The 26469-nt window shown below is 70.4% G+C and carries 20 protein-coding genes, 2 pseudogenes and 5 riboswitches; of the genes and pseudogenes, 13 read left to right on the top strand and 9 right to left on the bottom strand.

Translation table 11 applies throughout. The features are described from left to right. Positions 1-215: 215 nt before the first annotated feature. Entirely contained in the window at positions 216-440 is a 225-nt protein-coding gene (locus GGQ69_RS13850; protein ID WP_183529575.1) for a hypothetical protein, read from the top strand. Positions 441-466: 26 nt separating this feature from the next. Here GGQ69_RS13850 and GGQ69_RS13845 read toward each other — a convergent pair whose 3' ends face one another. Next, entirely contained in the window at positions 467-2692 is a 2226-nt protein-coding gene (locus GGQ69_RS13845; RefSeq protein ID WP_255459750.1) for an AMP-binding protein, read from the bottom strand. 12 nt (positions 2693-2704) lie between these two features. Beyond that, positions 2705-2827: riboswitch (SAM riboswitch) on the bottom strand. 113 nt (positions 2828-2940) lie between these two features. On the opposite strand from GGQ69_RS13845, the gene GGQ69_RS13840 reads away from it, so the two are divergent. Next, a complete protein-coding gene (locus GGQ69_RS13840) occupies positions 2941-4626 on the top strand; it encodes a sodium:proton antiporter (RefSeq protein WP_183529573.1) in 1686 nt (561 codons plus the stop codon). A gap of 390 nt (positions 4627-5016) precedes the next feature. Here GGQ69_RS13840 and GGQ69_RS13835 read toward each other — a convergent pair. The 3 genes and pseudogenes from GGQ69_RS13835 to GGQ69_RS13825 form a co-directional block, all read right to left on the bottom strand. Then, positions 5017-6344: pseudogene (locus tag GGQ69_RS13835) on the bottom strand (FAD-binding oxidoreductase). A gap of 300 nt (positions 6345-6644) precedes the next feature. Next, on the bottom strand, positions 6645-7973 hold the full coding sequence (locus tag GGQ69_RS13830) for an MFS transporter (protein WP_183529571.1): 1329 nt from the start codon (positions 7971-7973) through the stop codon (positions 6645-6647). A gap of 26 nt (positions 7974-7999) precedes the next feature. Then, a complete protein-coding gene (locus GGQ69_RS13825; RefSeq protein WP_183529569.1) occupies positions 8000-9052 on the bottom strand; it encodes an MBL fold metallo-hydrolase in 1053 nt (350 codons plus the stop codon). Between the two features lie 109 nt (positions 9053-9161). Between GGQ69_RS13825 and GGQ69_RS13820 the strand changes: the two genes are divergently transcribed. Both GGQ69_RS13820 and GGQ69_RS16910 read left to right on the top strand, forming a co-directional pair. After that, positions 9162-10064, top strand: coding sequence for a LysR family transcriptional regulator (locus tag GGQ69_RS13820; protein ID WP_183529567.1), 903 nt, complete (start codon positions 9162-9164; stop codon positions 10062-10064). Positions 10065-10071: 7 nt separating this feature from the next. Next, positions 10072-10482: pseudogene (locus GGQ69_RS16910) on the top strand (DUF3237 family protein). 89 nt (positions 10483-10571) lie between these two features. On the opposite strand, the gene GGQ69_RS13810 reads toward GGQ69_RS16910, so the two are convergent. The 3 genes from GGQ69_RS13810 to GGQ69_RS13800 all read right to left on the bottom strand — a co-directional run bounded on the left by GGQ69_RS13810 (position 10572) and on the right by GGQ69_RS13800 (position 13469). Next, the gene (locus GGQ69_RS13810) at positions 10572-11456 is read right to left on the bottom strand and encodes an ABC transporter permease (protein WP_183529565.1); all 885 of its coding nucleotides are present in this window, start codon (positions 11454-11456) and stop codon (positions 10572-10574) included. Next, entirely contained in the window at positions 11453-12469 is a 1017-nt protein-coding gene (locus GGQ69_RS13805) for an aliphatic sulfonate ABC transporter substrate-binding protein (protein ID WP_183529563.1), read from the bottom strand. The genes GGQ69_RS13810 and GGQ69_RS13805 overlap by 4 nt, the downstream gene beginning before the upstream one ends. 145 nt (positions 12470-12614) lie before the next feature. After that, on the bottom strand, positions 12615-13469 hold the full coding sequence (locus GGQ69_RS13800) for an ABC transporter ATP-binding protein (RefSeq protein WP_221243819.1): 855 nt from the start codon (positions 13467-13469) through the stop codon (positions 12615-12617). Positions 13470-13478: 9 nt separating this feature from the next. Further along, positions 13479-13573: riboswitch (SAM riboswitch) on the bottom strand. A 227-nt stretch (positions 13574-13800) separates the two neighbouring features. After that, a riboswitch (SAM riboswitch) is annotated at positions 13801-13893 on the top strand. Between GGQ69_RS13800 and GGQ69_RS13795 the strand changes: the two genes are divergently transcribed. From GGQ69_RS13795 to GGQ69_RS13755, 9 genes are all read left to right on the top strand, one after another. Then, complete coding sequence (locus GGQ69_RS13795; protein WP_183529559.1) at positions 13887-14843, top strand: methionine ABC transporter ATP-binding protein; 957 nt, start codon at positions 13887-13889, stop codon at positions 14841-14843. It overlaps the preceding riboswitch by 7 nt. A gap of 1 nt (position 14844) precedes the next feature. Then, positions 14845-15510, top strand: coding sequence for a methionine ABC transporter permease (locus GGQ69_RS13790; protein WP_370577193.1), 666 nt, complete (start codon positions 14845-14847; stop codon positions 15508-15510). Positions 15511-15699: 189 nt separating this feature from the next. Then, positions 15700-16635: a MetQ/NlpA family ABC transporter substrate-binding protein gene (locus GGQ69_RS13785; RefSeq protein WP_183529557.1), complete on the top strand. Its 936-nt coding sequence runs from the start codon at positions 15700-15702 to the stop codon at positions 16633-16635. A gap of 66 nt (positions 16636-16701) precedes the next feature. Further along, on the top strand, positions 16702-18159 hold the full coding sequence (locus GGQ69_RS13780) for an NtaA/DmoA family FMN-dependent monooxygenase (RefSeq protein ID WP_183529555.1): 1458 nt from the start codon (positions 16702-16704) through the stop codon (positions 18157-18159). A gap of 51 nt (positions 18160-18210) precedes the next feature. Then, a riboswitch (SAM riboswitch) is annotated at positions 18211-18305 on the top strand. A 5-nt stretch (positions 18306-18310) separates the two neighbouring features. Further along, positions 18311-19651, top strand: a complete 1341-nt coding sequence (locus GGQ69_RS13775) for an acyl-CoA dehydrogenase family protein (protein ID WP_183529553.1) — start codon at positions 18311-18313, stop codon at positions 19649-19651. Positions 19652-19756: 105 nt separating this feature from the next. Beyond that, complete coding sequence (locus GGQ69_RS13770) at positions 19757-21085, top strand: hypothetical protein (RefSeq protein WP_183529551.1); 1329 nt, start codon at positions 19757-19759, stop codon at positions 21083-21085. A 136-nt stretch (positions 21086-21221) separates the two neighbouring features. Then, positions 21222-21827, top strand: a complete 606-nt coding sequence (locus GGQ69_RS13765) for a sigma-70 family RNA polymerase sigma factor (RefSeq protein WP_183529549.1) — start codon at positions 21222-21224, stop codon at positions 21825-21827. Continuing rightward, positions 21827-22624 carry an anti-sigma factor gene (locus GGQ69_RS13760; protein WP_183529547.1) on the top strand — a complete coding sequence of 266 codons (798 nt, stop codon included), beginning with the start codon at positions 21827-21829 and terminating at the stop codon, positions 22622-22624. The genes GGQ69_RS13765 and GGQ69_RS13760 overlap by 1 nt, the downstream gene beginning before the upstream one ends. A gap of 58 nt (positions 22625-22682) precedes the next feature. Then, a riboswitch (SAM riboswitch) is annotated at positions 22683-22784 on the top strand. A 10-nt stretch (positions 22785-22794) separates the two neighbouring features. Then, positions 22795-24246 carry an LLM class flavin-dependent oxidoreductase gene (locus tag GGQ69_RS13755; RefSeq protein WP_255459749.1) on the top strand — a complete coding sequence of 484 codons (1452 nt, stop codon included), beginning with the start codon at positions 22795-22797 and terminating at the stop codon, positions 24244-24246. A gap of 99 nt (positions 24247-24345) precedes the next feature. On the opposite strand, the gene GGQ69_RS16600 is transcribed toward GGQ69_RS13755, so the two are convergent. Both GGQ69_RS16600 and GGQ69_RS13745 read right to left on the bottom strand, forming a co-directional pair. After that, complete coding sequence (locus tag GGQ69_RS16600) at positions 24346-24834, bottom strand: YtxH domain-containing protein (RefSeq protein ID WP_255459748.1); 489 nt, start codon at positions 24832-24834, stop codon at positions 24346-24348. A 206-nt stretch (positions 24835-25040) separates the two neighbouring features. Continuing rightward, positions 25041-26429 carry an NAD-dependent malic enzyme gene (locus GGQ69_RS13745; RefSeq protein WP_183529545.1) on the bottom strand — a complete coding sequence of 463 codons (1389 nt, stop codon included), beginning with the start codon at positions 26427-26429 and terminating at the stop codon, positions 25041-25043. Between the last annotated feature and the right edge of the window lie 40 nt (positions 26430-26469).

The raw sequence follows: 26469 nt of genomic DNA, 5'->3' as shown, positions 1-26469 counted from the left end.
CCCGTGGCTGCCCGTGGCTGCCCGGGCGCCGCGGCCCGCGCCCGGACCTGTCCGATGGTGCCGCCCGGAAGGCCCTCTACCGGAAAGTAGTGGACGATCGTCCACTACCAGCGGGGTGCCCCGATTTCTAGTCTGTGAGGACCCCCGGGCCGCCACGGTCGATGACAGCACCGGTCTCACCCAGCCCATTGACTGCACACCCTGGAGCCGCTGCCATGCTTGATGCCAAGACCATCACCATGAAGTGCCGGACGAGCACCCCGCACCGGGACTACTTCTGCCTGTGCAAGACCCTCGCCCCGCTCCGCCCCTACGGCGCCGAGGGCAACCTGGAGACCACGTCGACGGACCCCTGCGGGTGCATCCGGCTCATCGTGAACCCCGTCCAGGTGGCCGTGGTGGACCCGGCCTGTGACCGGCACGGGGCCGCATCGTCCTGAGCCGTGACCATCTCGACGGTCCGGGGTCAGCCGTCCTGCGCGGCGGCCGGGCGGTGCGATGGCCGACGGCCCATGACCTCGGCGATCTGGCCGACGCAGGGCTCGTTCTGCAGGGAGGTGGTGTCGCCCAGGGCGGTGCCCTCGTAGAGCTGGGTCAGCAGGCGGCGCATGATCTTACCGGAGCGGGTCTTGGGGACGTCGGGCACGAAGACGACCTCGCGTGGCTTGGCCACCGGCCCGATGACCCGGCCGACGTGCCGGCGCAGCTCCTCGGCGGCGTCGGCGGCGGGCCCGGCCCCGGTGCCGGCCGGCGCGGGGGCGTCCCCGAAGCCCGCCCGGGCCACCACGAAGGCCACGGCGGCGTGCCCGGTCTTCGCGTCCGGAACGGGGCAGACCCCGGCCTCGACCACTTCGGGGTGGGACACGAGCGCTGACTCGATCTCGATGGTGGACAGGCGGTGTCCGGAGATGTTGATGACGTCGTCGATGCGGCCGAGGATCCAGGTGTCCCCGTCCTCGTCGACCTTGGCACCGTCGCCGGCCAGGAACCAGCCCTGCCCGGCGTAGTCCTTCCAGTACGAGGTGAAGTAGCGCCTCGGGTTGCCCCACACGGTGCGGGCCATGGCCGGGCCGGTGCGGGTGACCACGACCTTGCCCTGCAGCCCGGCGGCCACGGGCGCCCCGGCGTCGTCCACCACGGCCACGTCCACCCCGGGCAGCGGGCGGGAGCCGCACCCGGGCTTGAACCGCTCGTCCGCCTGGCGCGGGGAGAGCACGGTGGCGCCGGTCTCGGACTGCCACCAGGTGTCCACCATCGGCACGCCCACGGAACCGTCGCGGGGGACCCGCGCGTCGTCGTCGCCGGTCTCGGCCTGGAGCCGGGCGTCCAGCGCGTCCAGGTGCGAGCGGCCGATCTGGGTGCGGGCCCAGGTCCATGCCTCCGGGTTGACGGCCTCTCCCACGGTGCCCACCAGGCGGATCGAGGAGAGGTCGTGCCCCGCGGGGATGCCCTCGGGGAACCAGCCCATCAGCGACCGGACCAGGGTGGGAGCGGTGTAGTAGGAGGTGACGCCGTAGCGCTCGATGACCTCGAAGTGCCGGCCCGGGTGCGGGGCGTTCGGCACGCCCTCGTAGATGACCTCGGTGACGCCGTTGGACAGCGGTCCGTAGATCTCGTAGGTGTGCGCGGTGACCCAGGCGAGATCGGCGGTGCACCAGTGCACGTCCTTCTCCCGCTCGGACACGTCCGGATGGGAGAACAGGTAGTCGTAGGACCAGGAGGCCTGGGTGAGGTAGCCGCCCGAGGTGTGCACGAGGCCCTTGGGCTGTCCGGTGGTGCCCGAGGTGTACATGATGAACAGCGGGGTCTCGGCGTCGAAGTACTCCGGGGTGTGGGTCTCCGGCTGGCGGTCCACGATCTCGTGCCACCACACGTCCCGGCCCTCGGTCCAGCTGATCTGGCCCGGGCCGTCCCCGACCTCGGTGTGGCCGGTGCGGTTGAGCACCAGCACGTGCTCGATCTGGTTCTGGCCGGAGACGGCCTCGTCCGCGTTGTCCTTGACGGGCACGGCCTGGCCGCGGCGGTACTGGCCCTCTGAGGTGACCAGCAGCTTCGCGCCGGTGTCCTCCACGCGGAAGCGCAGCGCCTCGGCGGAGAAGCCGCCGAACACCAGCGAGTGCACCGCGCCGATCCGCGCGCAGGCCAGGGTGATGACGATCGTCTCCACGAGCACCGGCAGGTAGACCACCACGCGGTCGCCCTTGCCGATGCCCAGTTCGAGCAGGGCGTTGGCGGCCTGGCTGACCTTGCGCTGGAGCTGGGCGTAGGTCACGGCGCGGCGGTCACCGGGTTCGCCCTCGAAGTACAGGGCCACCTTCTCCCCGCGGCCGGCGGCCACATGCCGGTCCACGCAGTTCACCGCGACGTTCAACCGGCCGCCCTCGAACCAGCGGATCTCCGGGCCGCGCTCGGCGGCCGGGTCGGCAGGGGTCCAGGAGTGGGTGGTGTGCCAGGGCGTCTCCCACTCGAGGCGCCGCGCGGCGGCATCCCAGAACGCGAGCCGGTCCTCCTCGCGCACGGGCCGGCCGTCCCCGAGCCCGCCGTGCAACAGGCCCGCGGGCCGGCCCGGGTGGACGGAAGGATCGGCGGCGTCCACGACGTCGGCCGGCAGCGGGCCGGGCAGGGCACCGGGGGCGTGGGCGGGGGTGTCGCGCGCGGTGGCGGTGGGAGCGGCGTGCGGGGCAACAGACAAGACAGAACCTTCTTTCCATCGAATCTGGCAGTAGCACCTGGTCCGGTCCTTGCAGTGCCGGGAGGGCACCCCAGGACCATGGACGGGTTGCTGCGGCGTCACGGAGCCAGATCTCTCAGCCGCTCGGGATGGTCGCCTCCACTCTACGACCGGTCCTGTCCGCGGAGCGAAACGGGTGAAGCAGTGCTACGCACCGGCCTGATGCCCTAGTTTTGACGTGCACCGACGCCGACGGACAGGGACTGCACATGGAGGACATCGCACTGCTGGCCGTGGCCGGTGTCCTGATCATCGTGCTGGTCTCGCTGTTCGCGCCCCGGTTAGGCGTCGCGGCGCCGATCCTGCTCGTCCTGGTGGGCATCGGCTGCAGCATGATCCCCGGGGCGCCCCAGATCCTGCTGGACCCGGAATGGATCCTCATGATCGCGCTGCCGCCGATCCTCTACTCGGCGGCGGTCAACGTCCCCATCACGGACTTCCGCCGGGACCTCGGCACCATCAGCGCCCTGTCCGTGTTCCTGGTGATCGCCTCCGCCTTCGCCACGGGGTGGCTGATCTGGTGGCTGCTGCCGGACATCGATCTCGCGGCCGCAGTGGCCCTGGGGGCGGTCATCAGCCCGCCGGATGCCGTCGCGGCCACCTCGATCGGCAAGAGACTGGGCCTGCCGCCCCGGCTGGTGATGATCCTGGAGGGGGAGGGCCTGGTCAACGACGCCACCGCGCTGGTCATGCTCCGCACCGCCATCGCGGCCACCGCCGGCGCCGTGACCTTCTGGGGTGCCATCGGTGACTTCGCCTACGCCGTCAGCGCCGGGATCGTCCTCGGTCTCCTCGTGGGCGCCGGGACCGTCTGGTTCCGGTCCAGGATCCGGCAGCAGCCCGTCCTCACCACGGCGATCTCCCTGACCGTGCCGTTCCTGGCGTACATGCCCGCGGAGAACCTGCACGCCTCGGGCGTCATCGCCGTGGTCACTGCCGGCCTCCTCACCGGTCACCAGGCGCCCCAGCGCCTCAGCGCGGCGGACCGGCTCACCGACCGCACCAACTGGCGCACCATCCAGCTGCTCCTGGAGAACGGCGTGTTCCTGCTTATGGGCTTCGAGATCACCTCGATCGTCGCGGACGCGGAGGCCTCGGGGCGGGGGCTGTGGTTCGCCGTCGGGATCGCCGTGCTGTGCACCGCGGTCCTCGTCGTGGTGCGCATCGCCTTCGTGGTGCCGCTCATCGCCGTGCTCCGGGCGCGGCAGAGGCGGGTCCCCCAGCTCGCGCGGCACCTCGATGCCGCGCTCGAGTCCACGGCGTCCGGGGAGCCGCCCCACCCGCGGACGGTGGCCCGGTTGCGGCGGTGGCGTGCCGATGCGCACTTCCTGGCCACGCAGGGCCTCGGCTGGCGGGGCGGGGCCGTGCTGGCGTGGTCCGGGATGCGCGGCGTCATCACCCTGGCCGCGGCCCAGTCCCTCCCGGCTGACATCCCGTACCGTCCCGAACTGATCCTGATCGCCTTCTCCGTGGCCATCCTCACGCTCGTGGTCCAGGGTGGCACCCTTCCGCTGCTGATCCGGGTGCTCGGCATCAAGGGGACCGACGAGGAGGCGCAGCGCCGGGAGATCGGCCGCCTGGCCGATGAGATCATCGCCGCGCGCCAGGCCTACCTGCAGAACAGGACGCTGCTCCGTGAGGACGGCAGTCCCTTCGACCCCGCCGTGGTGGAGCGGGCCCGACGGGAGGGCCGGGCGGCCACGCAGGCACTGGCGGCGATGGTGGCCGAGGTGGACCCGGACAGCCAGCGGCAACAGTACCGGGAGCTGCGCCGGCAGCTGGTCGAGGTGGAACAGGCCGCGCTGCTGGACGCCCGCTCCGGGGGCACGTACTCCTCGCACACCCTGCAACGCGCGCAGCACTTCATCGACACGGAGGCCACCCGCCCGGGTTAGGGCGTGTCTCCTCATGTCTCTCGTCTGAGACTGAAGCGCTGGGCACATGACCCCGCGCCGCACATGTCAACGCAACCAGCCACCCACGAGGAGACACGCCCTGGTCGTGACCCTCCGCGTTCCGGGAATCGAGTTCTAATCAGAGGCCCGCACTCTTCAAGTCGGGTATTGGCACGACGGGCCCCTCGGCCGAGCCCTGGCGGGCGAGTGGGGCAATCAGTGGATCCTGGCAGCTACGTGTACGCCGCCAACGGCCTGGCGGTCATCTCTACAGCACCCTCACTGCAGGCTGACTGGAACGCCAACTGGGGCTTCAGATAACGTCGCAGCCACTCCCCGAAGCTCAGGCTGACCGGTGCCTGCTTCCCCGGGATGTCGGAGTGATGCCGGTCAGATGGCTCGCCCGGGGTTCAGGATGCCATGAGGATCGAAGAAGGCTTTCAGCTCGTGCTGCAGGGCCAGGGTGTCCGGGTCGAACTGCTGGGTGAGCATCCCAGTCTTGAGCGAACCGATGCCGTGCTCCCCAGAGATCACGCCGCCCATCTCCAAGGCGGCCTCGGTGATGAGGGTCAGCACGTGCTCGGCCGCGGCCACGTCCTCGGGGAATCGCTGGGGGCCAGCACGGCGGGGTGCATGTTGCCGTCGCCGGCATGGGCGCAGGTGTTTACCGAGTAACCGGTGTGGGCGGAGATGCTCTCGATGCGCCCGAACATCTGCGCCAATCGGCTGGGCGGAACGGCAACGTCGCAGGACAGGGCCAAACCCGCGGCGCTGAGCGCGGGGTTCACCATCCGTCGGGTCCGGAGCACATCGTCGCCGTCGCCCGCCTCGGCCAGAACGGCCCCGGCGGCCCGGCATGCTGAGACGATCTCCTCTGCCTGCCGGTGGGCATCGGTGCCCACGGTCTGGCCCACCAGCAGGGCTTGCCCATCGGTCGTGATGGTGGAGGGGAAGTGCCGCTGGACGATGTCGATGCAGTTCCGGTCCATCAGTTCCAGGATCTCCGGGGTCGTCGAGGAGGCCATGATCGCCGCGACCGCCTCTCCTGCGGCAGTCATGGTCGGGAAATGCGCCTGGAACGTGACCGGGGTGCCGGTGGGGCGGGGCTTGAGACGGGCGAGGACCTTGGTGACCACGCCGAGGGTCCCCTCGGAGCCGATGAACAACCCCGTCAGGTCATAGCCTGTGCTGTTCTTCCGGGTCCGGGAGCCGGTGTGGAGCAACCGGCCGTCGGGCAGGACGACCTCGAGCCCGGCGATGGCGTCGCGGGTGACACCGTGGGCCAGGCAGCGCAAGCCGCCTGCGTTGGTGGCCACCGTGCCACCGATGGTCGCGGTCTGGTAGCTGACGGGGTCCGGGGCGTACATCAGCCCGTGTTCGGCGGCCGCCTGGTCCAACTTCTCTACGACGACGCCCGGATCTGCCACGGCGATCCGATTGGCGGCATCGATCTCCAGCAGCCGGTTCAAGGTCCGCAGGGAGATGACCAGCCCCCCGGCGTAGGCCAGGGCGCCGCCGCTGACGCCAGTGCCGGCTCCGCGCACGGACACGGGCACCCGATGGGCATTTGCCCAGCGCAGTGCCGCCCGGACGTCTTCGGCCGAACGGGCTTGGACCACCGCCGCGGGCAGACCCACCGGTTCGGCCCGGGAGGCGTCCCGACTGTGCTCGGCCAGCACGGCAGGCTCAACGCTCACCGTGTCCCCGAGCTCCTGCATCAGTTCGTGGAGGGCCTGCGGTGAGGCCGCCTGCACATGGCCCCGAAGGCCGGTGTCTCCCTGATCTCGTTCATAGCTCGTGCGCATGGATGATCTCCTCGTGACCAATTGGCGCTCTACACCAGCGCCGGAATGTGAACTGACTCAGATACGAAACGTGGAAGCCGCCTCGAAGCACGGGACCCGTGTCCTACCGGGTGTGTCTGCTCGGACACCCTATGCGCCGCGTGGATCAAGGCACGGGTCGGTGGTCGCTCTCGGATACGCACTGGGAGCGACCACCGGTGAATATGATCCCGGTCAGGTGAGTGTGAGGCGGGATCCTTCTTTGGTGAGCAGGACGGCGATGAGTCCTGCGGCCAGGACGGCGATCCAGAAGCCGGCGACGAGGCCGGTGCCGCCGGCGACCATCAGGCCGGTGGCGATCATTGGGCTGAGCCCGGCGCCCAGCACGGAGGCACCCTGGTAGGACAGCGACGCCCCGGTGTAGCGGACGTGGGTGGGGAACTGCTCGGCGATGAAGGCGCCGATCGGTCCGTACAGCAGGCCCTGGATGACCCCGTTGCCCACGACGATAGCCACGGCGAAGCCCCAGATCGTTCCGTTGTTGAGCAACAGCATCAGCGGGTAGGCGGCAACGATCCCGGCGACGCCGCCGATGGCGAGCATCCGTCGGCGCCCGATGCGGTCACTCATGCGGGCGGCCCAGAAGGTCACCACGAGGGTGAGGACCGCCCCGGTGGCCTTCCAGTTCAACACCGCCTCGCGGTCGACGCCTTCGGAGGCGGCGATGGAGACGCCCCAGACGGTGAGCAGTCCCTGGCAGCAGTAGAAGCTCACGGCGGCCACGAGACTGAGCACGACGGCGCGCGGGTGGTTGCGCAACACCTCCATCAGCGGTAGGCGCCGCTTGTCCCCGGCCTCGGCCAGTTGGGCGAACATCGGCGTCTCGGTGACCTTCAGGCGGATGACCATGCCGACGGCGATCAGTGCGGCGGAGAGCAGGAAGGGGATGCGCCAACCCCATTCCAGGAAGGCGTCTCCCGTCAGGGCGGAGGTGGCGGAGACGACCAGGGTGGCGAGGATGCCGCCGGCCGGGCCGCCGCCGTTGGCGAAGGCGGTCGCGAAGCCGCGCCGGCGCTGCGGTGCATGCTCCATGGCCATCAGCGCGGCCCCTCCCCATTCTCCGCCGACGGCGACGCCCTGGACCAGACGCAGCAGCACCAGGATGATCGGGGCGGCGATGCCGATCTGTGCGGTCGTGGGTAGCACGCCCATGAGCATGGTGGCCCCGCCCATCATCAGCATGGACAGCACCAGCATCTTCTTCCTGCCGATCCGGTCGCCGTAGTGGCCGAAGACGATGCCGCCCAGGGGGCGGGCGAAGTAACCCGCCGCGAGTGTGGCGAAAGAGGCGAACAGCGCGAAACTCGGCCCGAGGTCGGCGAAGAACACGTGGTTGAACACCAGGGACGCTGCCGTGGCGTAGAGGATGAAGTCGTAGTACTCGATGGCGCTGCCGATGAAGCTCGAGGACAGGATGCGACGCATGTCCTTGGTGTTCATCGATTCCTGCACCTGCGGGGCCTCCGGCGGCAGGTCGGACTGGATGGTGGGTGTGTTGTGCATGATGGTTCCTCGCTGGCGTTTGAGGGTCAGAGGGCGAGACGGTCGAGGGCGGGCTGCAGTTCGATCACGTCGAGGTCATCGGGGACGTGGAAGATCCCCTCGAAGTGCTGTCCGGCCTCACGCCACACCGAGTCCGGCGCGGTACCGGGGACGAGGTGGTGCAACGCCAGCTGGCGTGCCCCGGCCTGCTGGGCCACGCGTGCGGCGTCCGAGACGGAGGTGTGGGACTTGTAGTGGTGGTCGCGGGCCGCGCGCGAACCCGCGTCGGTCTTGCCGGCGTAGGTTGCCTCCACGAAGCCGGTGAAGTCTATGGCCTCGTGCAGCAGCAGGTCCGTGTCGCGGGCCAGGCGGACCATGTTCGGCGTGTAGGCCGTGTCGCCCGAGAAGGTCACCGACCCCTCTGCGGTGTCGAAGCGCAGTCCGAAGGCCGGGGCGACCGGGGGGTGTTCGACGAGGATCGCGGTGACGGTGACTAGGTCGTCGCGGTAGATCTCGAATGGCTCCATCCCCGGGGTGGGGTTGTCGTTGGGGTGGTAACCGATACCGGCCGGGATCTCGATGTCCCGGGCGTCGAACAAATCCAGGGGCGAGGGCCGCAGGGAGTCGATGATGCGGTCATTGAGGTCAGTCGCATGGGCGCGCATCAGCGTCTGGAACATCTCGCGGGTGCCGGGGGTGGGGCAGTCCGGGGCCAGCGGAACCGGCGGCACCGTGGCCCGCGGAGAGGCCGGGGGGAGTACCCCGCGGTTGCCCGGCCCGATGATCCGCACGGGGTCGTGTTCGCGGCCAATCAGCTCGAACAGGCCGAAGATGGCCAGGCTGGCCAGATCCACGGTGTGATCGGAGTGCAGGTGGGTGAGGAAGACCGCGCGCAGGTCGCTGATCTCCAGGCCGGCCTCGGACATCCGCCGCCCGACACCGTGACCGCAGTCGACCAGGTAGACCGCGTCGCCGACCACCACGGCCGTGGCGATACCGGTGCGTCGGCTCGCCTGCTCGGCGCGCCACCATCGCGGGCCACCGGCGGTTCCCAGGGTGACGATCCGCGGGCGAAGGCTGGGAGGGGCAGAGAGGCTCACGAGTGTTCTCCAGAAGTTTGATGGTGGATAACCGGGGTACCCACTAGTGTGATCCGGGTTACAGGATGTGAATAGTCAATAGATCAGATGCCATTGATTAGGAGAACTGATGCCTGAAGTCACACTGCGGCAGATGCGGTACTTCGTGGCCATCGTCGACCTGGGTTCAGTCACGGCGGCCGCGGCCGCCTGCCATGTCTCCCAGGGGGCCGCGTCTATGGCCGTGGCGGATCTGGAAAAGGCCGTCGGGGTCACCCTGTTGGTGCGCAGCCGTTCCAGAAAAGTGGCCCCCACTGCGGCAGGGGTGGAGTTCGCCGCCCACGCACGAACCGTCCTGGAACAGGTCGAGGAGGCCCAGGAAGCCGTGCGCGACCAGGGCGGCGCCATCCGGGGCCTGTTGCGGGTGGGGGTGAGCCTGACCATGTCGCCGCGTGTGGTGCCCCCGCTGATCGAGCACTTCACCACGGAACATCCCCTCGTGGAGCTGAGCTTCGTCGAAGGCGCGCCGGACGCGCTGCAGGAACAGTTGCGGGCTGGCCGCCTGGACCTGGCCCTGCTCTACTCCTGGCAGACGGACCCGGACCTGGAACAAATCCAGATCGCCTCGGTACGTCTGCATGTGATGTTGCCGGCGGGCCATCGCCTCGCGGACCAGGACTCGGTGTGGCTGCGTGACATTGTGGACGAGCCGGCCGTGTTGCTGGACGTCCCACCCACCGCAGAACGGATGATCACCACCGTGGAATCGGCAGGACTGGCCATCAAAGTGGGATGGCGCAGCGCGAACATGGACACCATCCGCACCATTGTGGGCCGAGGCCTGGGGTATTCCTTCGCCAACAGCATCCCCGCCACCGGTGCCACCTTCGACGGACACAAGGTCGTCTACAAGCCGGTCGCCGACAAGACCCCCGCCAACGCCATCATGGCCGTGGTGCCAGCCGGGCAGAAACTACCCCGGCGGGTCAAGGTCGCCATCAACGCCCTCAAGACCACCGAACCACAACGCTGAATGGACCATCACGACGACTCATCCGCCTCGAGACCCCGCCGCAACCGCGGCTGGGGCGCCGGCGCCATCACCCCTGAAGCACGTTCTCAGCACCGACGTGGACGTTGATCCGCCCATCGGCATCAGAAGGACCGTGGACGGTGTGCGCCGCGTCGTCCCCATCCGGGGCGGACGCGCCCACGGTCCCCATATCACCGGCAGCGTGCTCAATGCGGGAGCCGATTTCCAGTAGTACCCCACCGGCGACCCTGAAGACCTGCGGAGGTTGGTGGCCGGAGAAGCCGTCGGTCCGGCCGGCATCTACTTCCGCTGTGTACCCCGGCTGACCGCCGAGGGGGACGGCCCGTACGGATGGATGAACCGCACCTTGTTCACCAGGGGTTCTTCAGGGAAACGGGATGCACGGGGGGCATCCTAGGGCCCGCGGGCGAACGCCAGGTGACCGGTTGAGGGACCAGCCCGGTGACCAGTCAGGCGGGCCGGTGACCCCGGACGCCCCGGGCCGGCCTAGGACCAGCGCCGCACCGCCCACTTCTCCACCAGGCCCAGGACGGCGTCCGTGACCTTGCCGATCACGGCCAGCAGCACGATCGCCAGGATCAGCCGGTCGGTGCGCCCGTTGTTCTGCGAGTCGGTGAGCAGGAAGCCCAGGCCCATGGAGGAGGCGATGAGCTCGGCGGCCACCAGGAACAGCCATGCCTGGGCCAGGGCCAGGCGCAGTCCCGAGAACACCGAGGGGATCACGGCCGGCAGCTGGACGGTGCGCAGCAGGCGCAGGCCGTGATAGCCGAAGGCCCGGCCGGCCTCCACCAGGTGCGGGTCCACGTGCTTCAGTGCCGAGTAGACGTTCGTGAAGATGGGGAAGAACGCCCCGATCGCGATGAGCGTGATCTTCGAGTCCTCGCCGATCCCCATCCACAGGATCAGCAGCGGCACCCACGCCAGGGACGGCACGGCGCGGATGGCCCCGGTGAGCGGGGAGAACAGGGCATCCGCCCACCGGGACAGTCCCAGCACGGAACCGACGAGCAGGCCCAGCACGCCGCCGATCGCGAAGCCGATCAGCACCCGCTGCACGGAGATGGCGATGTGGTGCCACAGGGGGCCGTCCGCCGCCAGCTGGACGCCCGCCTGCACCACGGAGGCCGGCGAGGGCAGCTGCACCGGGGAGAACAGTCCGGCCTCGGTCACCGCCCACCACAACGCCACGAGCAGTACCGGCACCAGGAGGCCGACGGCGGCGCGGCCGGCCGCGGTGCCCAGGGCTCCGCGGGCGCGCGGCGTCCCGGGGCCGGAACCGGCCGGTGCCGCACGCCGGTTCCGTTCGCCCGCGGCCAGGTCCGCCGGGGCCGAGGCCGGGGTGACGGTGTTCGGGGACGCGGGGGTACTCACTGCGTGGCCTTCTCGGCGTAGGAGGGCTCGAGCAGCTCGGCCAGCGCGGCGTCCACGTTCTCCTGGCTGGCGACGTCACCGGTCTCCACCAGGATGGGGCCGACCCTCTCGAGCACGTCGAGCTGGGCCTGCCCGGGGACCGGGTCCACGTCCAGGTTGGAGCGCTCCTGGATGACGGTGGTGGCCACGTCCTCCTCGAGGCCGGCGACCTCGGCGAGGATCGCGGCGGTCTCCTCGGGGTTCTCCAGCGCCCAGGCGCGCGCCTTCTCGTAGACGTCCAGCACGGCCTGGGCCAGCTCGGGGGACTCCTCGAGGAAGGACTCGGTGGCGTTGAGGAAGCCGTACGTGTTGAAGTCCACGTTGCGGTAGAACAGCTCGGCGCCCTCGGCCTCGGCGCCGGCCATGATCGGGTCCAGTCCGGACCAGGCGTCCACGGAGCCGTTGGCCAGGGCGGAGTTGCCGTCGGCGTGCTGCAGGTTCTGCACGGTGACCTCGGACGGGTCCACTCCGGCCTCCTCGAGGGCCTGGATGAGGAAGAAGTACGGGTCCGTGCCCTTGGTGGCGGCCACGTTCTTGCCCACCAGGTCGGTGACCTCCGTGATGCCCGAGTCGGCGGTGGTGACCAGGGCCGCCCACTCCGGCTGGGAGTAGAGGCCGATCGTCTTGATCTCGGTGCCGTTGGCGCGGGCCAGCAGGGCCGCGGAGCCGGCGGTGGAGCCGACGTCGACGGCCTCTGCGCGCAGCGCCTCGTTGGCCTTGTTGGACCCCGCGGACTGGACCCAGTTGACGGTGACGCCCTCGTCGGAGAGCTCCTCCTCCAGCCAGCCCTTCTCCTTGATGACCAGGGAGAGCGGGTTGTAGGTGGCGAAGTCGATGTCCAGGGTGTCGGCACCGCCAGCCGGGGCACCGGCCTCGGCGGCGTCACCGCCCGAACCCTCCCCGGCCACGCACCCGGTGAGGGCGAGGGCGGAGACGGCGAGGACCGCGGCGGAGAGCGTGAGTCGGGAGCGCATGGTGGTGCCTTTCAGGACAGGGGATCGCACGGGGGCGGGGAGGGTGGAACAAGAGGGGCGGAAGGGTCGAGCAGGGGGCGGTCCGGGGACCGTGGGTGCCGGTCAGAGTCGGCGGGGCGGTGCCGCCGGTGCGGCACCGGAGCGGTCAGTGCCGGTGGGCATCGACGCCGAGGCCGTCGAGCAGCTCCGAGCGCAGCGCGGCCAGCTCGGCTGAGCCGCGGGGGCGCGGACGTGTCCCGGGCACGGTGAGGACCTTGCGGGCGGTGGCCCCGGCAGCGGCGCCGGGATCCTTGCCGAGCAGCAGGATGCGGTCGGCCAGCTGCAGTGCCTCGTCCACGTCGTGGGTGACCAGCAGGATGGTGGTGGCCGTGCGGGCATGGATGTCCAGGAGCAGGTCCTGCATCTTCAGCCGGGTCAGCGCGTCGAGGGCGCCGAACGGTTCGTCCAGCAGCAGCACGCCGGGGCGCCGGGCCAGTGCCCGGGCCAGCGAGGTCCGCTGGGCCATGCCGCCGGAGACCTCGCGGGGCCGGTGATCGGCGTGGGCGCCCAGCCCGACGAGATCGAGCAGCTCGTCCACGCGCTTCCGGCCCTCGCTGCGGCCCGTGCCGTGCGGCAGGCCCAGGGCCACGTTCTGGTGCAGGGTGCGCCAGGGCATCAGGCGCGGTTCCTGGAAGCCGACGGCGGTGCGTGGGTCATGGGCGGTGACCGGCTCGCCGCCGATGAGGATGTCCCCGGAGTTGCCGGTGTCCAGTCCGCCGGCGGCCCGCAGCAGGGTGGACTTGCCGCAACCGGAGGCGCCGAGGATGGCCAGCACCTCGCCGGGTTCCACGGTCAGGGTGATGTCCCGCAACACGGCCCGGGGGCCCTCGGCGGTGGGGAACGCGCGGCCGACGCCGCGGAACTCCACCGCAAGGCTCTCCGGTGCGTCCGGGGCGGTGGCGGCGCCCCGGGCCCGCGCGGGGGCGCGGCCGGCAGGGCTCAGTTCGGCAAGGGCAGTCATGGTGATCACTCTCCATCGCTTCTGGCATGAGCACCCTTGCCCGGTGAAGCGGAGGGTTGCTGCGGCGTCACGGAGCCAGATCTCTCGGCCGCTCTGGATGGTTGCGCGTCCAGTCAATCAGCCACCGGTGCCCTGCCGCAAACACGGTGGTCAGCGGATGGGTTCCGGCGTGACCTGCTGCGGGCTCCCGTGACGTGAGATGACGTCATGCGGTGTCACACAAGCGCTTCGTGAGGCGCAGACGGTCGCCGACCGCATTCCTGGACGGGCAGGCGTCGGTTTATGACGTCCGGTTGGCGTGCCTCGTCCAGCCACCCCCACAGTGGATCCGTAACCATCCAGAGCGGCCGAGAGATCTGGCTCGACGACGCCGCAGCAACCCGCCCGACAGGGGACAGGGTGCTACTGCCAGGACCGATGGAGGTATTCCTCGTGATTTCCCTGCGCCATGTCACCACCACGTTCCCGGTGGGCCGCGACACGTCCGTCCCGGGCCGGCCGCGTTCCTGGTGGCCCCGGCATCGTCCGGCTGCGGAACCCGGGTCGGTGCCCCGGCGCCGGTCCCTCACGGCGGTGGACGACGTCAGCCTCGAGGTCGAGCGCGGCTCCATCCACGGCATCATCGGGTTCTCGGGTGCCGGGAAGTCGACCCTGCTGCGGAACATCAACCTCCTGGAACGTCCGAGCGCGGGCGAGGTCTGGGTGGACGGTGACGAACTGACCGCGCTGTCGGCCGAGGCCCTGCGCGAGCGCCGCCATCAGATCGGCATGATCTTCCAGGGCTTCAACCTGGTCAACAACCACACGGCGCTGGGCAACGTCGAACTGAGCCTGAAGTTCGCCGGACTGTCCGACGGGCGGCAACGCCGGCGCCGGGCGGTGGAAGCGCTCGACCTGGTCGACCTGGCCGACAAGGCGGATTCCTATCCGGCACAGCTCTCCGGAGGCCAGAAGCAGCGGGTCGCCATCGCGCGAGCCCTGGCGACCGAACCGAACCTCCTGCTGTGCGACGAGCCGACCTCCGCGCTTGACCCCTTCACCACTGCCACCGTGCTTCAGTACCTGGCGGACATCAATCACCGGCTCGGCATCACGGTGGTCATCGTGACCCATGAGATGGAGGTCATCAAGGCCCTCGCCGACGACGTCTCCGTGATGGAGGACGGCCGGATCGTGGAACGTTTCACCGTCCCCGACCTGACCTCGGGCCGTTTCGTCCCGACCACGTCGATCGGGCGCTACCTGGTGTCGGAGGGGATCAGCGTGGACCGCCACCGGTCGGCGGAGGTGCCCGAGGCCCTGGAGCTCCGCGAGCCCTCCCGGGAACGGCGTCAGCACTCCGTTCACGCTGTCACCGCAGGGGCGGTGAACTGACGTGGAGCGCGTCACCGAACTCCTGCCGGAACTCACGTTCGCCCTCGGCCAGACCTTCGTCATGATCGCCGTGGCGATCCCCGTGGCCGTCGTCCTCGGAACGCCGCTGGGCATCTGGCTCTTCACCCGGGCACCGGCAGGCATCGCGCCGTCGCCCCGGGCGCACCGGATCGTCTCGGGACTGGTCAACGCCGTGCGTTCGTTCCCGTTCCTGATCCTGCTGATCGCCATCATCCCCCTCACCCGGTTGCTCGTCGGCACCACGGTGGGGACGGCAGCGGCGATCGTCCCCCTCACCGTCAACGCCATTCCGTACTTCGCCCGGCTCGTGGAGCAGAACATGACCCAGCTCGGCGGGGGTGCCATCGAGGCTGCCCGTGCCATGGGGGCCACGCGCGGGCAGATCATCCGCAACATCCTGCTGGTCGACGCCCGGCCGGCGATCATCGGATCGATCACCATCACCACGGTCAGCTTCATCTCGTACTCCGCCATGGTCGGGCTCGTCGGCGGCGGTGGCATCGGCGACTTCGCCATCCGTTACGGCTACTACCGGTACGAGACCGAGGTGATGATGGCGGCCATCGTCATCATGCTGGCGCTCGTGTCCCTGGTGCAGTTCAGCGGAGCACGCCTGGTGCACGCGACCGACAAACGCATCACCTGACCGTCCGCGTCCGACTCACCCCGGTCCAGCCGCAGCGGTCTGTGCCGTTCGCCTCTCCGCTTCCCTCTCCCTCTCCCTAACCCTCTCCGTCGCCGGTGACGGACCTCCCCTGCCGTGGCCCGGCCCCGTCGCGCTCGTCGCGCGACGCTGCTCCGCCGTGCCCGCCCCCCGCTGTTGAAAGGAACTCCCATGACCATCCACGCCTCACCCCTCACCCGCTTCGGCGCCGCATGCCGGGTTGCGGGAACCCGGGCCGTCCGATTGCTCGCCCTCGCCTCCGTGGCGGGCCTCGCCCTGACATCGTGCGGACTGTCCCAGGCAGCCGGCGGTCCCGACGAGGACCGGACCATCTCGATGATCGTCACGGAGTCGGCTCCGTACCAGGAGCCCACGGAGCTGGTAAAGGAGAGGCTCGCCGAGGACGGATGGACGTTGGAGACCACGTACGTCACGGACATCATCCAGCCGAACCAGACGGTGGAGCAGGGGGAGTACGACGTGAACTTCTTCCAGCACCTGGCCTACCTCGAACAGTTCAACCGGGACAACAACACCGCCGTGGAACCGGTGTTCTCCGTCTACTACGGGCGCAGCGGCGTCTTCTCGCTCAAGCACGACTCCTTCGACGACCTCCCGGACGGTGCCAAGGTCTCCATCCCGGTGGACACCAGCAACAACGGCCGTGCGCTCAAGCTGATCGAGGAAGCCGGCCTGATCGAGCTGGATGCCTCGAAGCCGGTGACGCAGCTGTCCCAGCGTGACATCACGGCCAACCCGAAGAACCTCGAATTCATCGAGGTGGACCAGCAGTCGCTGGCGCAGACGCTTCCCGACGTCGACGCGGGCTTCGGCTTCATCCGCCTGATCGCCGAGGCCGGCCACGACGTGGACGAGACCGGGCTGATCCTCGAGGACGACCCCGAGGTGGAGCTGCCGTTCTCCGTGGTCGTCGCCGCCAAGCCCGAGTTCCGTGACACGGAGGCGGCACGCGTCCTCCAGGAGGCGTACCAGTCGGACGAGGTCGAGCAGTGGTACCAGGACTACCAGGGCGGAGTCGTGGAGTACACCGACGAGATCACCGTGGACAACTCACAGCAGATCTGGTCGGAATTCGCCACGCAGTGAACGACGCAGTGAACCGTCGCTTCCCCGCAGGTGTCCCGTTCCGTCCCGCCCACTGAGGAGCACACGATGACCCAGCCTTCCGGGGCCTCCCCAGGACGCCGAGGCGGCCGGCCCCGACTGATCGTCAACGCCTTCCTGATGAACACCACCAGCCACATCATGGGTGGGCAGTGGCGTCGACCGGAGGCGGAACAGCACCGTTTCAACGAGCTGTCACTGTGGACCGACCTTGCCCGCCGGTTGGAGGACGCGCGTTTCGACGCCCTGTTCTTCGCGGATGTCGTGGGTCTGTACGGGGACTACGACGGGGGATGGGACGGCCATGTCCGACGAGGCCTGCAAGTGCCGTCGAACGACCCGCTGGTCCTGCTGTCCGCGCTGGCGGGGGCGACGAGTGATATCGGCCTGGCCGCGACCTCATCCATCATCCAGTCCCATCCGTTCCAATTCGCCCGTCAACTCTCCACGCTGGATCACCTGTCCGATGGCCGCGCCGGGTGGAACATCGTCACCAGCGTGCTCGAGAACTCTCATCGCAACTTCGGCGCCACCGAGCTCGCCCGTCATGACGAGCGGTACGACTGGGCTGAGGAATACCTCGAGGCCGTCTACAAGCTCTGGGAGGGTTCCTGGGACGAGGGGGCGTTCCTGGCGGACAAGGACCAAGGGATGCTGGCGGACCCCGAGGGTGTTCACAAGATCCATCACCGCGGCGAGCGATACTCCATCGAGGGGCCGCACCTGAGTGCGCCCTCGAGCCAGCGGACGCCAGTGCTCTTCCAGGCTGGCGCCTCACCCCGCGGCCAGCAGTTCTGCGCCCGTCATGCCGAGGCCACGTTCACCCTGCTGCCCCACCCCAGGGCTGCAGGGGAGTACACCGCCCACGTGCGGAGACAGGCCGTGAGCCAGGGGCGCAAGGAACGGGACGTCGTGTTCATCCAGGGGTTCCACGTGGTGACGGGGAGTACCGAGGGAGAAGTCGCGCGCAGGCTGGCGGACCTCGATTCCACGATGGACGTGGACGCCTTGCTGGCGCACACCGGAGGCGGGCTCGGCATCGACTTCGGGGGGCGAGACCCGGACGAACCGCTGGCGGGCCTGGTGACCGAGGGCGGTCGTGGACAGCTGGAAGCCGTTCGGCGATTCGCCGATACGGACACGCCGACCGTCCGCGACTTCGCGCTGTTCCGGACGCGGGCCAACCTTCTGGCGGGCACACCGGAGCAGATCGCGGATGCCCTGGAGGACTGGCAGGACGCCGGCGTCGACGGCATCAACCTGGTCAACCACACCATTCCCGGCAGCTACGTGGAGTTCATCGAGGGCGTGTTGCCCGAGCTTCGGCGCCGGGGGCTGACGCAGGGGGAGTACACGCCCGGCACGCTGCGCCAGAAGCTCTACGGCCAGGGAGACCGCCTGCCCGAGCGCCACCCGGCCGCTCGTTACCGCGGTGCCTTCCGCGAGCATTCCGCCGCCGCGACAACACGTTCCCGGGCCCGGGCCACAGCCACAGGTGACGCCTGAGGGAGGTGTCCGACTTGGCCACCAAGGCACGCCAGTGGTCTGATGGAGACGCAACCATCCAGAGCGGCCGAGAGACCCGGATCGACGACGCCGCAGCAACCCGCCCTTGACAGGGGACCGGGTGCTACCGCCGGGACCGATGGGAGATTCCATGACCTCGACCGTGCACGTCACCACCTACCAGGACCTGGCCGGGCGGTTCGCCCCCGCCCTCCAGGACATCGCCCGCGGGGAACCGGCCCGGGAGGCCGGCCGTCACCTGCCCTTCGCCGCTCTCGAGCAGCTCCGTGCGGTGGGGATCGGCACGCTCACCGTCCCGGTGGAGGCCGGGGGCCCCGGTGCCGGGCAGGAGGACATGCTGCGCCTGCTGATGGACCTCGCCGCGGTGGACGCGAACACGGCGCACCTGGTCCGCAGCCACCTCAGCTTCGTCGAGCACGTCCTCGCCCAGCCGGACGAGGCCCTGCGCACGAGGTGGCTGGAACGGGTGGCGGACGGCGAACTGGCCGGCAGCGCGCTGTCCGAGGCCCGCGGGCCGGCGCTGGGCGAGATGGACACGACCGTCTCCCGGGACGAGGGCGGCCAGCTGCGGATCAGCGGCCGCAAGTACTACACCACCGGCAGCATCTTCGCCACGTGGACCCTGGCGACGGCCCGCCTCGACGACGCCGTTCCCCTGCCCGGGCGCCGTCGCGGCGGTTCCCGGCAGAACCTGGCGTCCGGCGCCTCCGGAGGCTCCCCGGGCTCCGCGCGGCTGGCGCTCGCCGTCGTGAGGGTCCGTCAACCGCGGACGCTCGTCAAGGACGACTGGGACGGGTTCGGCCAGCGGCTGACCGGTACCGGCACGGTCGAGTTCGACCGGGCCGGCGTCGAGGAGCTGCTGGCGCTGCCACCGGCCGACGGGCACGTGCCGCTGCACCACGAGGCCACCCTGATGGCCCTGCTCGCCGGGGTCGGGCGGGCCGCGCTGAGGGACGGGGTCGACCAGACGAAGCGCCGGCGCCGGTCACCGAACACCGCGGGCGGGCTCACCCCGCGGGAGGACGACCAGCTCCTGGGGATCATCGGCGAGCTGTCCGCCCAGCAGGCCACCGCCGAGGAACTGGTCCGTGCCGCCGGACGTGACCTGGACGCGGCACTGGCGCTCGCGGCCGCGGGGCGCGACACCCAGGGCGGGCGAGCCGCCGTCGGGGCGGACGCGGGCGATGACGGCGGCGACGACGGTGCTGCCGCCGAGGCCCTGCAACGCGCCGCCCTGACGGCCCATCGGGCGCACGTGATGGTGCCCCGGCTCGTCCTGGACACCTGCACGCGCATCTTCGACACCCTCGGCGCCTCCGCCACGAGCACCGAGCTGCAGCTGGACCGGCACTGGCGCAACGCACGGACCCTGGCCAGCCACGACCCGGCGGTCTTCATGGCCCGCATGGTGGGCGACTGGGAGGTCAACGGCACCGCGCCGGTGCCCTACCTGTCCACAGGCACGGCCTGAGGGGGCTTTCCGGACCTCGCGACGAGAATTTCCACGCCGGACCCATCCGGCCCGGCACCTGCTCCGAACACCAGACGTCAACGCTGGATCGACCAAGGAGCAGTCATGACCACGAACACCACGAAGAAGTCCGCGGCCGTCCTCGGCACCATTGCCCTCGCCCTGTCCCTCGCCGCCTGCGGCGCCGGAGGGGACGCAGGCGCGCAACCGGACCAGTCCACCGCCTCGGCGTCGATGTCCGCCTCGCCCTCGGCCTCCGCGAACACGTCCGGGGGCATGGAGGGCGGTGCGTCGGAGGACATGCCGATGCCGGCCTCCACCGGTGACCCGTTCGCCGACGCCCGGACCGCCGCGGCCCACATGCCCAAGACCGCCGAGACCCTGGCCACCGGATTCGCCACCGCGGCAGACGTGGGGGGAGACCCCTCCTCCGACGCGGCGACCGTGCGAGCCACCTTGACGGCACAACTGCAGGAGCACGTCTACCTGGCCGGGATGACGGTGGCCACGGCCTACGCCACCGAACTCGACAGCCCGGAGACCGAACTGGCCTCCGCCGCCCTGGACGAGAACTCCCAGGAGCTGGCAGCCACCATCGAGGCCGCCTCGGACGCGGAGACCTCGGAGGCGTTCCTGCAGCTGTGGCGCGAGCACATCGGCTACTTCGTGGACTACGCCGCGGCCGCCAAGGGTGGGGACGCGGCCGCCAAGGAGCAGGCGATGGCGGACCTCGAGGGGTACACGCAGGAAGCCGGCTCGTTCTTCGAGGAACTCACGGGCGGCGAGCTGCCGGCCGGGGCCGTCACGGAGTCCCTGCACGGCCATGTGGACACCCTCACCATGGCCATCGACGGCCTCGCAGCCGGCGACCCGGCCGCCTACGACGACCTGCGGATGGCCGCGCACCACGTCGGCGAGGCGGCGGCCACCATCTCCGGTGGCGTCGTCACGGCCACCGGGATGGAAGGCGACCCGATGGACGACGCCGCCACGCTGCGGGCTCAGCTCACCTACGACCTGCAGGAGCACGTCTACCTCGCCGGGATCGCCGTGTTCACCGCCTACACCGCACAGGGTGGCACCGACTCGGAGGCCTTCACCGCGGCGGCCGCCACCCTGGACACCAATTCGAAGGCCCTCGCCGAGAAGATCGGCTCGCTGGCCGGCGAGGAGCAGGGCACGGCGTTCCTGGAACTGTGGCGTGAGCACATCGGGTTCTTCGTGGACTATGCGCAGGCCCGGGCCGGTGGGGACACCGAGGCCGCCGAGCAGGCCCTGATGGACCTGGACGGATACCGCCCGCAGGCCGGGGAGTTCTTCGAGGAGATCAGCGGTGGAGAACTGCCGGCCGCGGACATCGCCGAGGGGCTGGGCATGCACGTGGAGACGCTCTCCGGGGCCATCGACTCGATGGCGGAGGCCCTCGTCCCGTGACCGGTCCGGGCCGGTGACCGGCGCACGGCGTCCCGGTTGCCCCCAGGGGCATCCCGGGACGCCGCGGTCGAACCAGCGCCACGCCGATCCTGGCCTCGCCTCGCACGGGGGAGCAGGGCGCGGATACGCTGGCCGGATGACGCGCGACGCCGGACCGGGGACCACGCCCCCAGGCCCGCGCCCGCGGACCGGGGCCGGTGAGGACCAGTTGGTGGACCACCTCCGGCGCAGCGCCCAGGGGGATCAGCAGGCCTTCGCCGCCTTCTACGACGCCGTCGCCCCGCGTGCGTATGGCCTGGCCCTGCGCGTGGTGCGGGACCGGGACCTGGCGGCTGACGTCACCCAGGAGGCCCTGCTGGACGCCTGGCGTGGCGCCGGGGGGTACCGCCGCGAGCGGGGATCGGTGATCGGCTGGGTCTGCTCGATCACCCACCGGCGGGCCGTGGACCTGGTGCGATCCACCCAGTCCCGACGCGACCGGGAGCTCCGGGCAGGCGCGGCATCCTTTGGCCGGGACCACGACGACGTCTCCGAGGCGGTGACCGACGCCGAGGACCGGGGCCGGGTGGCCGACTGCCTGGGTGCGCTGACGGCCCTGGAACACGAGGCCGTCACGGCCGCATACTACGGCGGGCTCTCGTACCGAGAGGTCGCCGACCGGCTCGGGGCCAAGCTCGCCACCGTGAAATCACGGATGCGCACCGGCCTGCACCGACTACTGGACTGCCTGGGGGTGGAGTGATGGCCGACGAACGGGAACTGCTCGCCGCCTGGGCCCTTAATGCCGTGGACGAGGCCGAGCGGCGCCGGATCGAGGAGCGATTGCGCGTCGACCCCGTCCTGCGGGCCGAGGCCGACGCCCTGCTGCGGGCCACGGACGGTCTGGGCACCCGCGAGAACGCGGCGCCGCCTGCCGGGCTGAGGGACCGCGTCCTGGGCGCCGTCGACGCCGAGGCCAGGTCCCTCCGGTCCGCACACACCGGGGTGCGTCCCGAGGCGACGTCCGCCGGTGCCGCCACCGCGGGATCGCAGGATCCGGACGCGCCCACCAGCCTGCGGGACCAGCGGGAACGACGCTGGCCCGGCCGCCGTCGGGCCTGGACCGCGGTGGCCGCCACTGCGGCGGCGGCCGCGACCGCCGCAGTGCTGCTCCTCGCCCAGCCGTGGCAGGACGGGGGCCTGACGCAGCAGGACCAGGTGGTGGCCATCGAACAGGTACTCGGACAGGACGGAGCCCGTCAGGAGACGGCACCCGTGGCGGGCGGCGGCACAGTCGAGGTCGCGCGGGCCCCCTCGGGCGAGACCGTGGTGGCCGCCCGGGGCCTTGCTGCCCCGGAGGGTGACCGCGTCTACCAGTTGTGGACCCTCGAGGGCGATCAGTCGCCCCGGTCCGCGGGGCTCCTGGAACTCGACGACGGTCTGGCCCTCGTCCGGCTGCCCGAGGTGCCGGCCAGGGCGGCGCTGGCCCTCACCCTCGAGCCCGCCGGGGGATCGCCGGCCCCCACCACGGATCCTGTCGTGGTGGTGGCCGCGGGCTGACGTCACCGGAGGACACCGGATTCGTCCCGGCCCCGGACGGTGTGCTCCAATTGCCCGGTAACCATCCAGAGCGGCCGAGAGACCTGGCTCGTCGACGCCGCAGCAACCACCACGCGCCCCCGGGGCGCGGGACCGGTGCTACCGCCAGGACCGATGGAAGGAGCATCACCATGACGTCATCGAATGCCCAGAACACCACCGCCGGACTGCCCGCAGGGGTGCCGACCACCCCCGCCGGCCGGCGCGAGATCCTCTTCAACGCCTTCGACATGAACTGCGTGGCCCACCAGTCCCCCGGCCTGTGGCGCCACCCGGACGACCACGCCCGCGACTACAACACCCTGGGCTACTGGACGGGGCTGGCCCAGACGCTGGAGAAGGGCCTGTTCGACGGCATCTTCATCGCCGACGTCCTGGGTCCCTACGACGTCTACGGCAGCTCGGACGAGGCCACCCTGAAGGCCGGCACCCAGGTGCCCACCAACGACCCGATCCTTGTGGTCCCGCCGATGGCCGCCGTGACCAAGCACCTCACCTTCGGCGTCACCGCGGGCACCGCCTACGAGCACCCGTACGCCTTCGCACGCCGCCTGGCCACGCTGGACCACCTCACCGAGGGCCGCGTGGGCTGGAACGTCGTGACGGGCTACCTGCCCTCGGCCGCCCGGAACTTCGGGCACGAGGACCAGATGGAGCACGACGAGCGCTACAACCACGCCGACGAGTACCTCGACGTGGTCTACAAGCTGCTCGAGGGCTCGTGGGAGGACGACGCGGTCGTCAACGACAAGGAGTCGGGCGTCTTCATCGACCCGTCCAAGGTCCACCGCATCGAGCACGAGGGCACGTATTTCAAGACCCCCGGCATCGCCTTCACCGAGCCGTCCAAGCAGCGCACCCCCGTGATCTACCAGGCCGGCGCCTCCACGCGCGGCCGGGCCTTCGCCGGCAAGCACGCCGAGGCCGTGTTCATCAACTCGCCCACGGCCGAACTGATCAAGGGCACCGCGGCGAAGCTCCGCCGGGCCGCCGTCGAGGCCGGCCGCGATCCGTACGACCTCCGCATCATGTCCATGCAGACCATCGTCACGGGTGCCACCGACGAGGAGGCACAGGCCAAGTACGAGGAGCTCACGAAGTACATCGACGTCGAGGGCGGCCTCGTGCTGATGAGCGGCTGGATGGGCATCGACCTGTCCCAGTTCGACCTCGACGAGCCGCTGGGCGACGTGGAGTCCAACGCCATCCAGTCCACCATCGAGACCTTCAAGAAGGCCTCGGGGGACGACGGCAACCCGTGGACGGTGCGGCGCATCGCCGAGTGGTGCGGCGTGGGCGGGTTCGGCCCGGTCATCATCGGCTCCGGCGAGACCGTGGCGAGGGAACTGGTCCGCATCCAGGACGAGACCGACGTGGACGGGTTCAACCTCGCCTACCACATCACCCCGGGCACCTTCGAGGACATCGTGCAGTACGTGGTCCCGGAACTGCAGAAGCTGGGCCGCTACAAGACCGAGTACACCGAGGGCACCATGCGCCACAAGCTGTTCGGCCGGGGTGACCACCTGCCCCAGAACCACTACGGGGCCTCCTTCGCACTGCGCAACCGCGTGCAGGCCTGACCACCGGGCCCCCGGATCATCCAGGGCCCGACGACGAGAAGACCCCGGTTCCCTGGGCGGGAACCGGGGTCTTCTCCTGTCATGCGGGAGGCGGGACGCTCAGTAGCGGTCCGGTCCGCTGCCTCCGGAGGTCTGGGACGGGCCGGGGGTGGGAGTACCGCCCTGCTGGCCGGTGCCGGATGACCCCTCGGACTCCTTGACCGCGGTGTCGTAGGACGTGCCGGGCGAGGCGTGCTTGCCGCCGGAGTCCTGGGAGGTGGTGCCCGCCCTGTCGGCCAGGCCCTGGGTGGCGGCGGTCGCCTTGTCCGCGACGGCGTGGGCCGCGGCACTGGCCTTGTCCGCCACGCCGGGAGCGCGGTCCCGGATCGAGTCAGCGGCCTTGTCGGCCAGTCCGGTGGCCTTGTCCGCCACGCCCGGGGCCTTGTCCTTCACGGTGGAGGCAGCCTTGTGGACCTGCTCCTGGGTCTTGGGGTCGTTCCAGAGCTTCTGCGCGTTCTTCGCGAACTTGTCGAGGTTCTGGCGGCCTTCGCGGCTCCCCAGCAGATAGCCGATCGCCGCGCCGACGCCCAGGGTGATCAATCGCTTCATCGTGTCTCCTTCGTGGCGGGTCCCGCCGGTTGGGTGATGCCTCGAGTCTTCACCCGCGCCGCCGGACGGTCAAACACTTCCCAGCCAGTTCCCAGACTCCGGTGCCCGCAGACGCCGGCGGCCGGCGCCCCGACCAGGATCGGTGGCGCCGGCCGCCAGGACCCGGGCCGGGGGATCCGGGGATCCCAGCGGTCCCGGGAAAGGGATCAGCTACGCGGTGTGGCGGCAGCCGCCACGGCCTGGGCCACGCGCTCGGAGACCTCGGGGTCGAAGACCGAGGGGATGATGAAGCCGGGGTTGAGCTCCTCGTCGGAGATGCAGGAGGCGATGGCCTCGGCGGCCACGACCAGCATCTCGTCGGTGATATCGGAGGCTCCGGCGTCCAGCAGCCCGCGGAAGAACCCGGGGAAGGCCAGCACGTTGTTGATCTGGTTCGGGAAGTCCGACCGGCCGGTGGCCACCACGGCGGCGTGCTTGGAGGCCGCGGCGGGGTCGACCTCGGGGTCCGGGTTGGACATGGCGAAGACCATGGCCCCGTCGTTCATGGCGGCGATGTCCGCCTCGTCCAGCAGGTTCGGGGCGGAGACGCCGATGAACACGTCGGCCCCGACCACGGCCTCCTTGAGCGTGCCCGAGAAGGAGCCGGCGTTGGTGTTGTCGGCCAGCCACTGGCGGTTGGAGTCCGTGTGCGTGGAGCCGCGCTCGATCACCCCGGCCCGGCCGGCGGCCACGATGTGGCGGGCGCCCGAGGCCATCAGCAGGCGGATGATCGCGGTGCCGGCGGCGCCGACGCCGGAGACGACGATGCGCACGTCCTCGATCTTCTTGCCGGTCAGCTTCAGGGCGTTGGTCAGCGCGGCCTGTACCACGATGGCGGTGCCGTGCTGGTCGTCGTGGAACACCGGGATGTCCAGTTCCTCGCGCAGGCGGGCCTCGATCTCGAAGCAGCGCGGGGCGGAGATGTCCTCGAGGTTGATGCCGCCGTAGGCCGGGGCGATGGCCTTGACGATGGAGATGATCTCCTCGGTGTCCTTGGTGTCCAGGGCCACCGGCCAGGCGTCGACGCCGGCGAACTGCTTGAACAGGGCGGCCTTGCCCTCCATCACGGGCATCGCGGCCTCGGGGCCGATGTCCCCCAGGCCCAGCACCGCGGTGCCGTCGGTGACCACGGCGACCGTGTTCTTCTTGACGGTGTACTGACGGGCCAGGTCCTTGTCCTTCGCGATGGCCTGGCAGACCCGGGCCACGCCCGGGGTGTAGGCCCGGGAGAGGTCGTCGCGGGTGCGCAGCGGCACCCGCAGGGTGGTCTCGATCTTCCCGCCCTCGTGCAGCTGGAACGTCTGGTCCGAGAGTTCCAGGACCTCGGTCCCGTCCAGGGCGTCCAGGGCCTGGCGCACGCGCTCGGCGTGACCGGCGTCGATGGTGTTGCAGCTGACGGCGACGATCATGTACTCGTGGTGGGACTCCACCACGTCCAGGCCGGTGATGGCAGCACCGGAGGCGGCCACCTCTGCGGTCAGGTCGGAGGTCGCGGTGAAGGACGCGGGGGCCTTGACCTGCAGGGTGATGGAATAACCGGGGCTGGGTGCTGCCATGAGAGCTCCTTCGTAGGAGAGGGCCGAATGGTCGTCTGCT

Origin of the sequence: Micrococcus sp. TA1, assembly GCF_014199555.1 — a bacterium.
Classification (GTDB): Bacteria; Actinomycetota; Actinomycetes; order Actinomycetales; family Micrococcaceae; genus Citricoccus.
The sequence above is the reverse complement of the archived record's forward strand: the minus strand, read 5'-3'. Positions and strand labels throughout refer to the sequence as shown.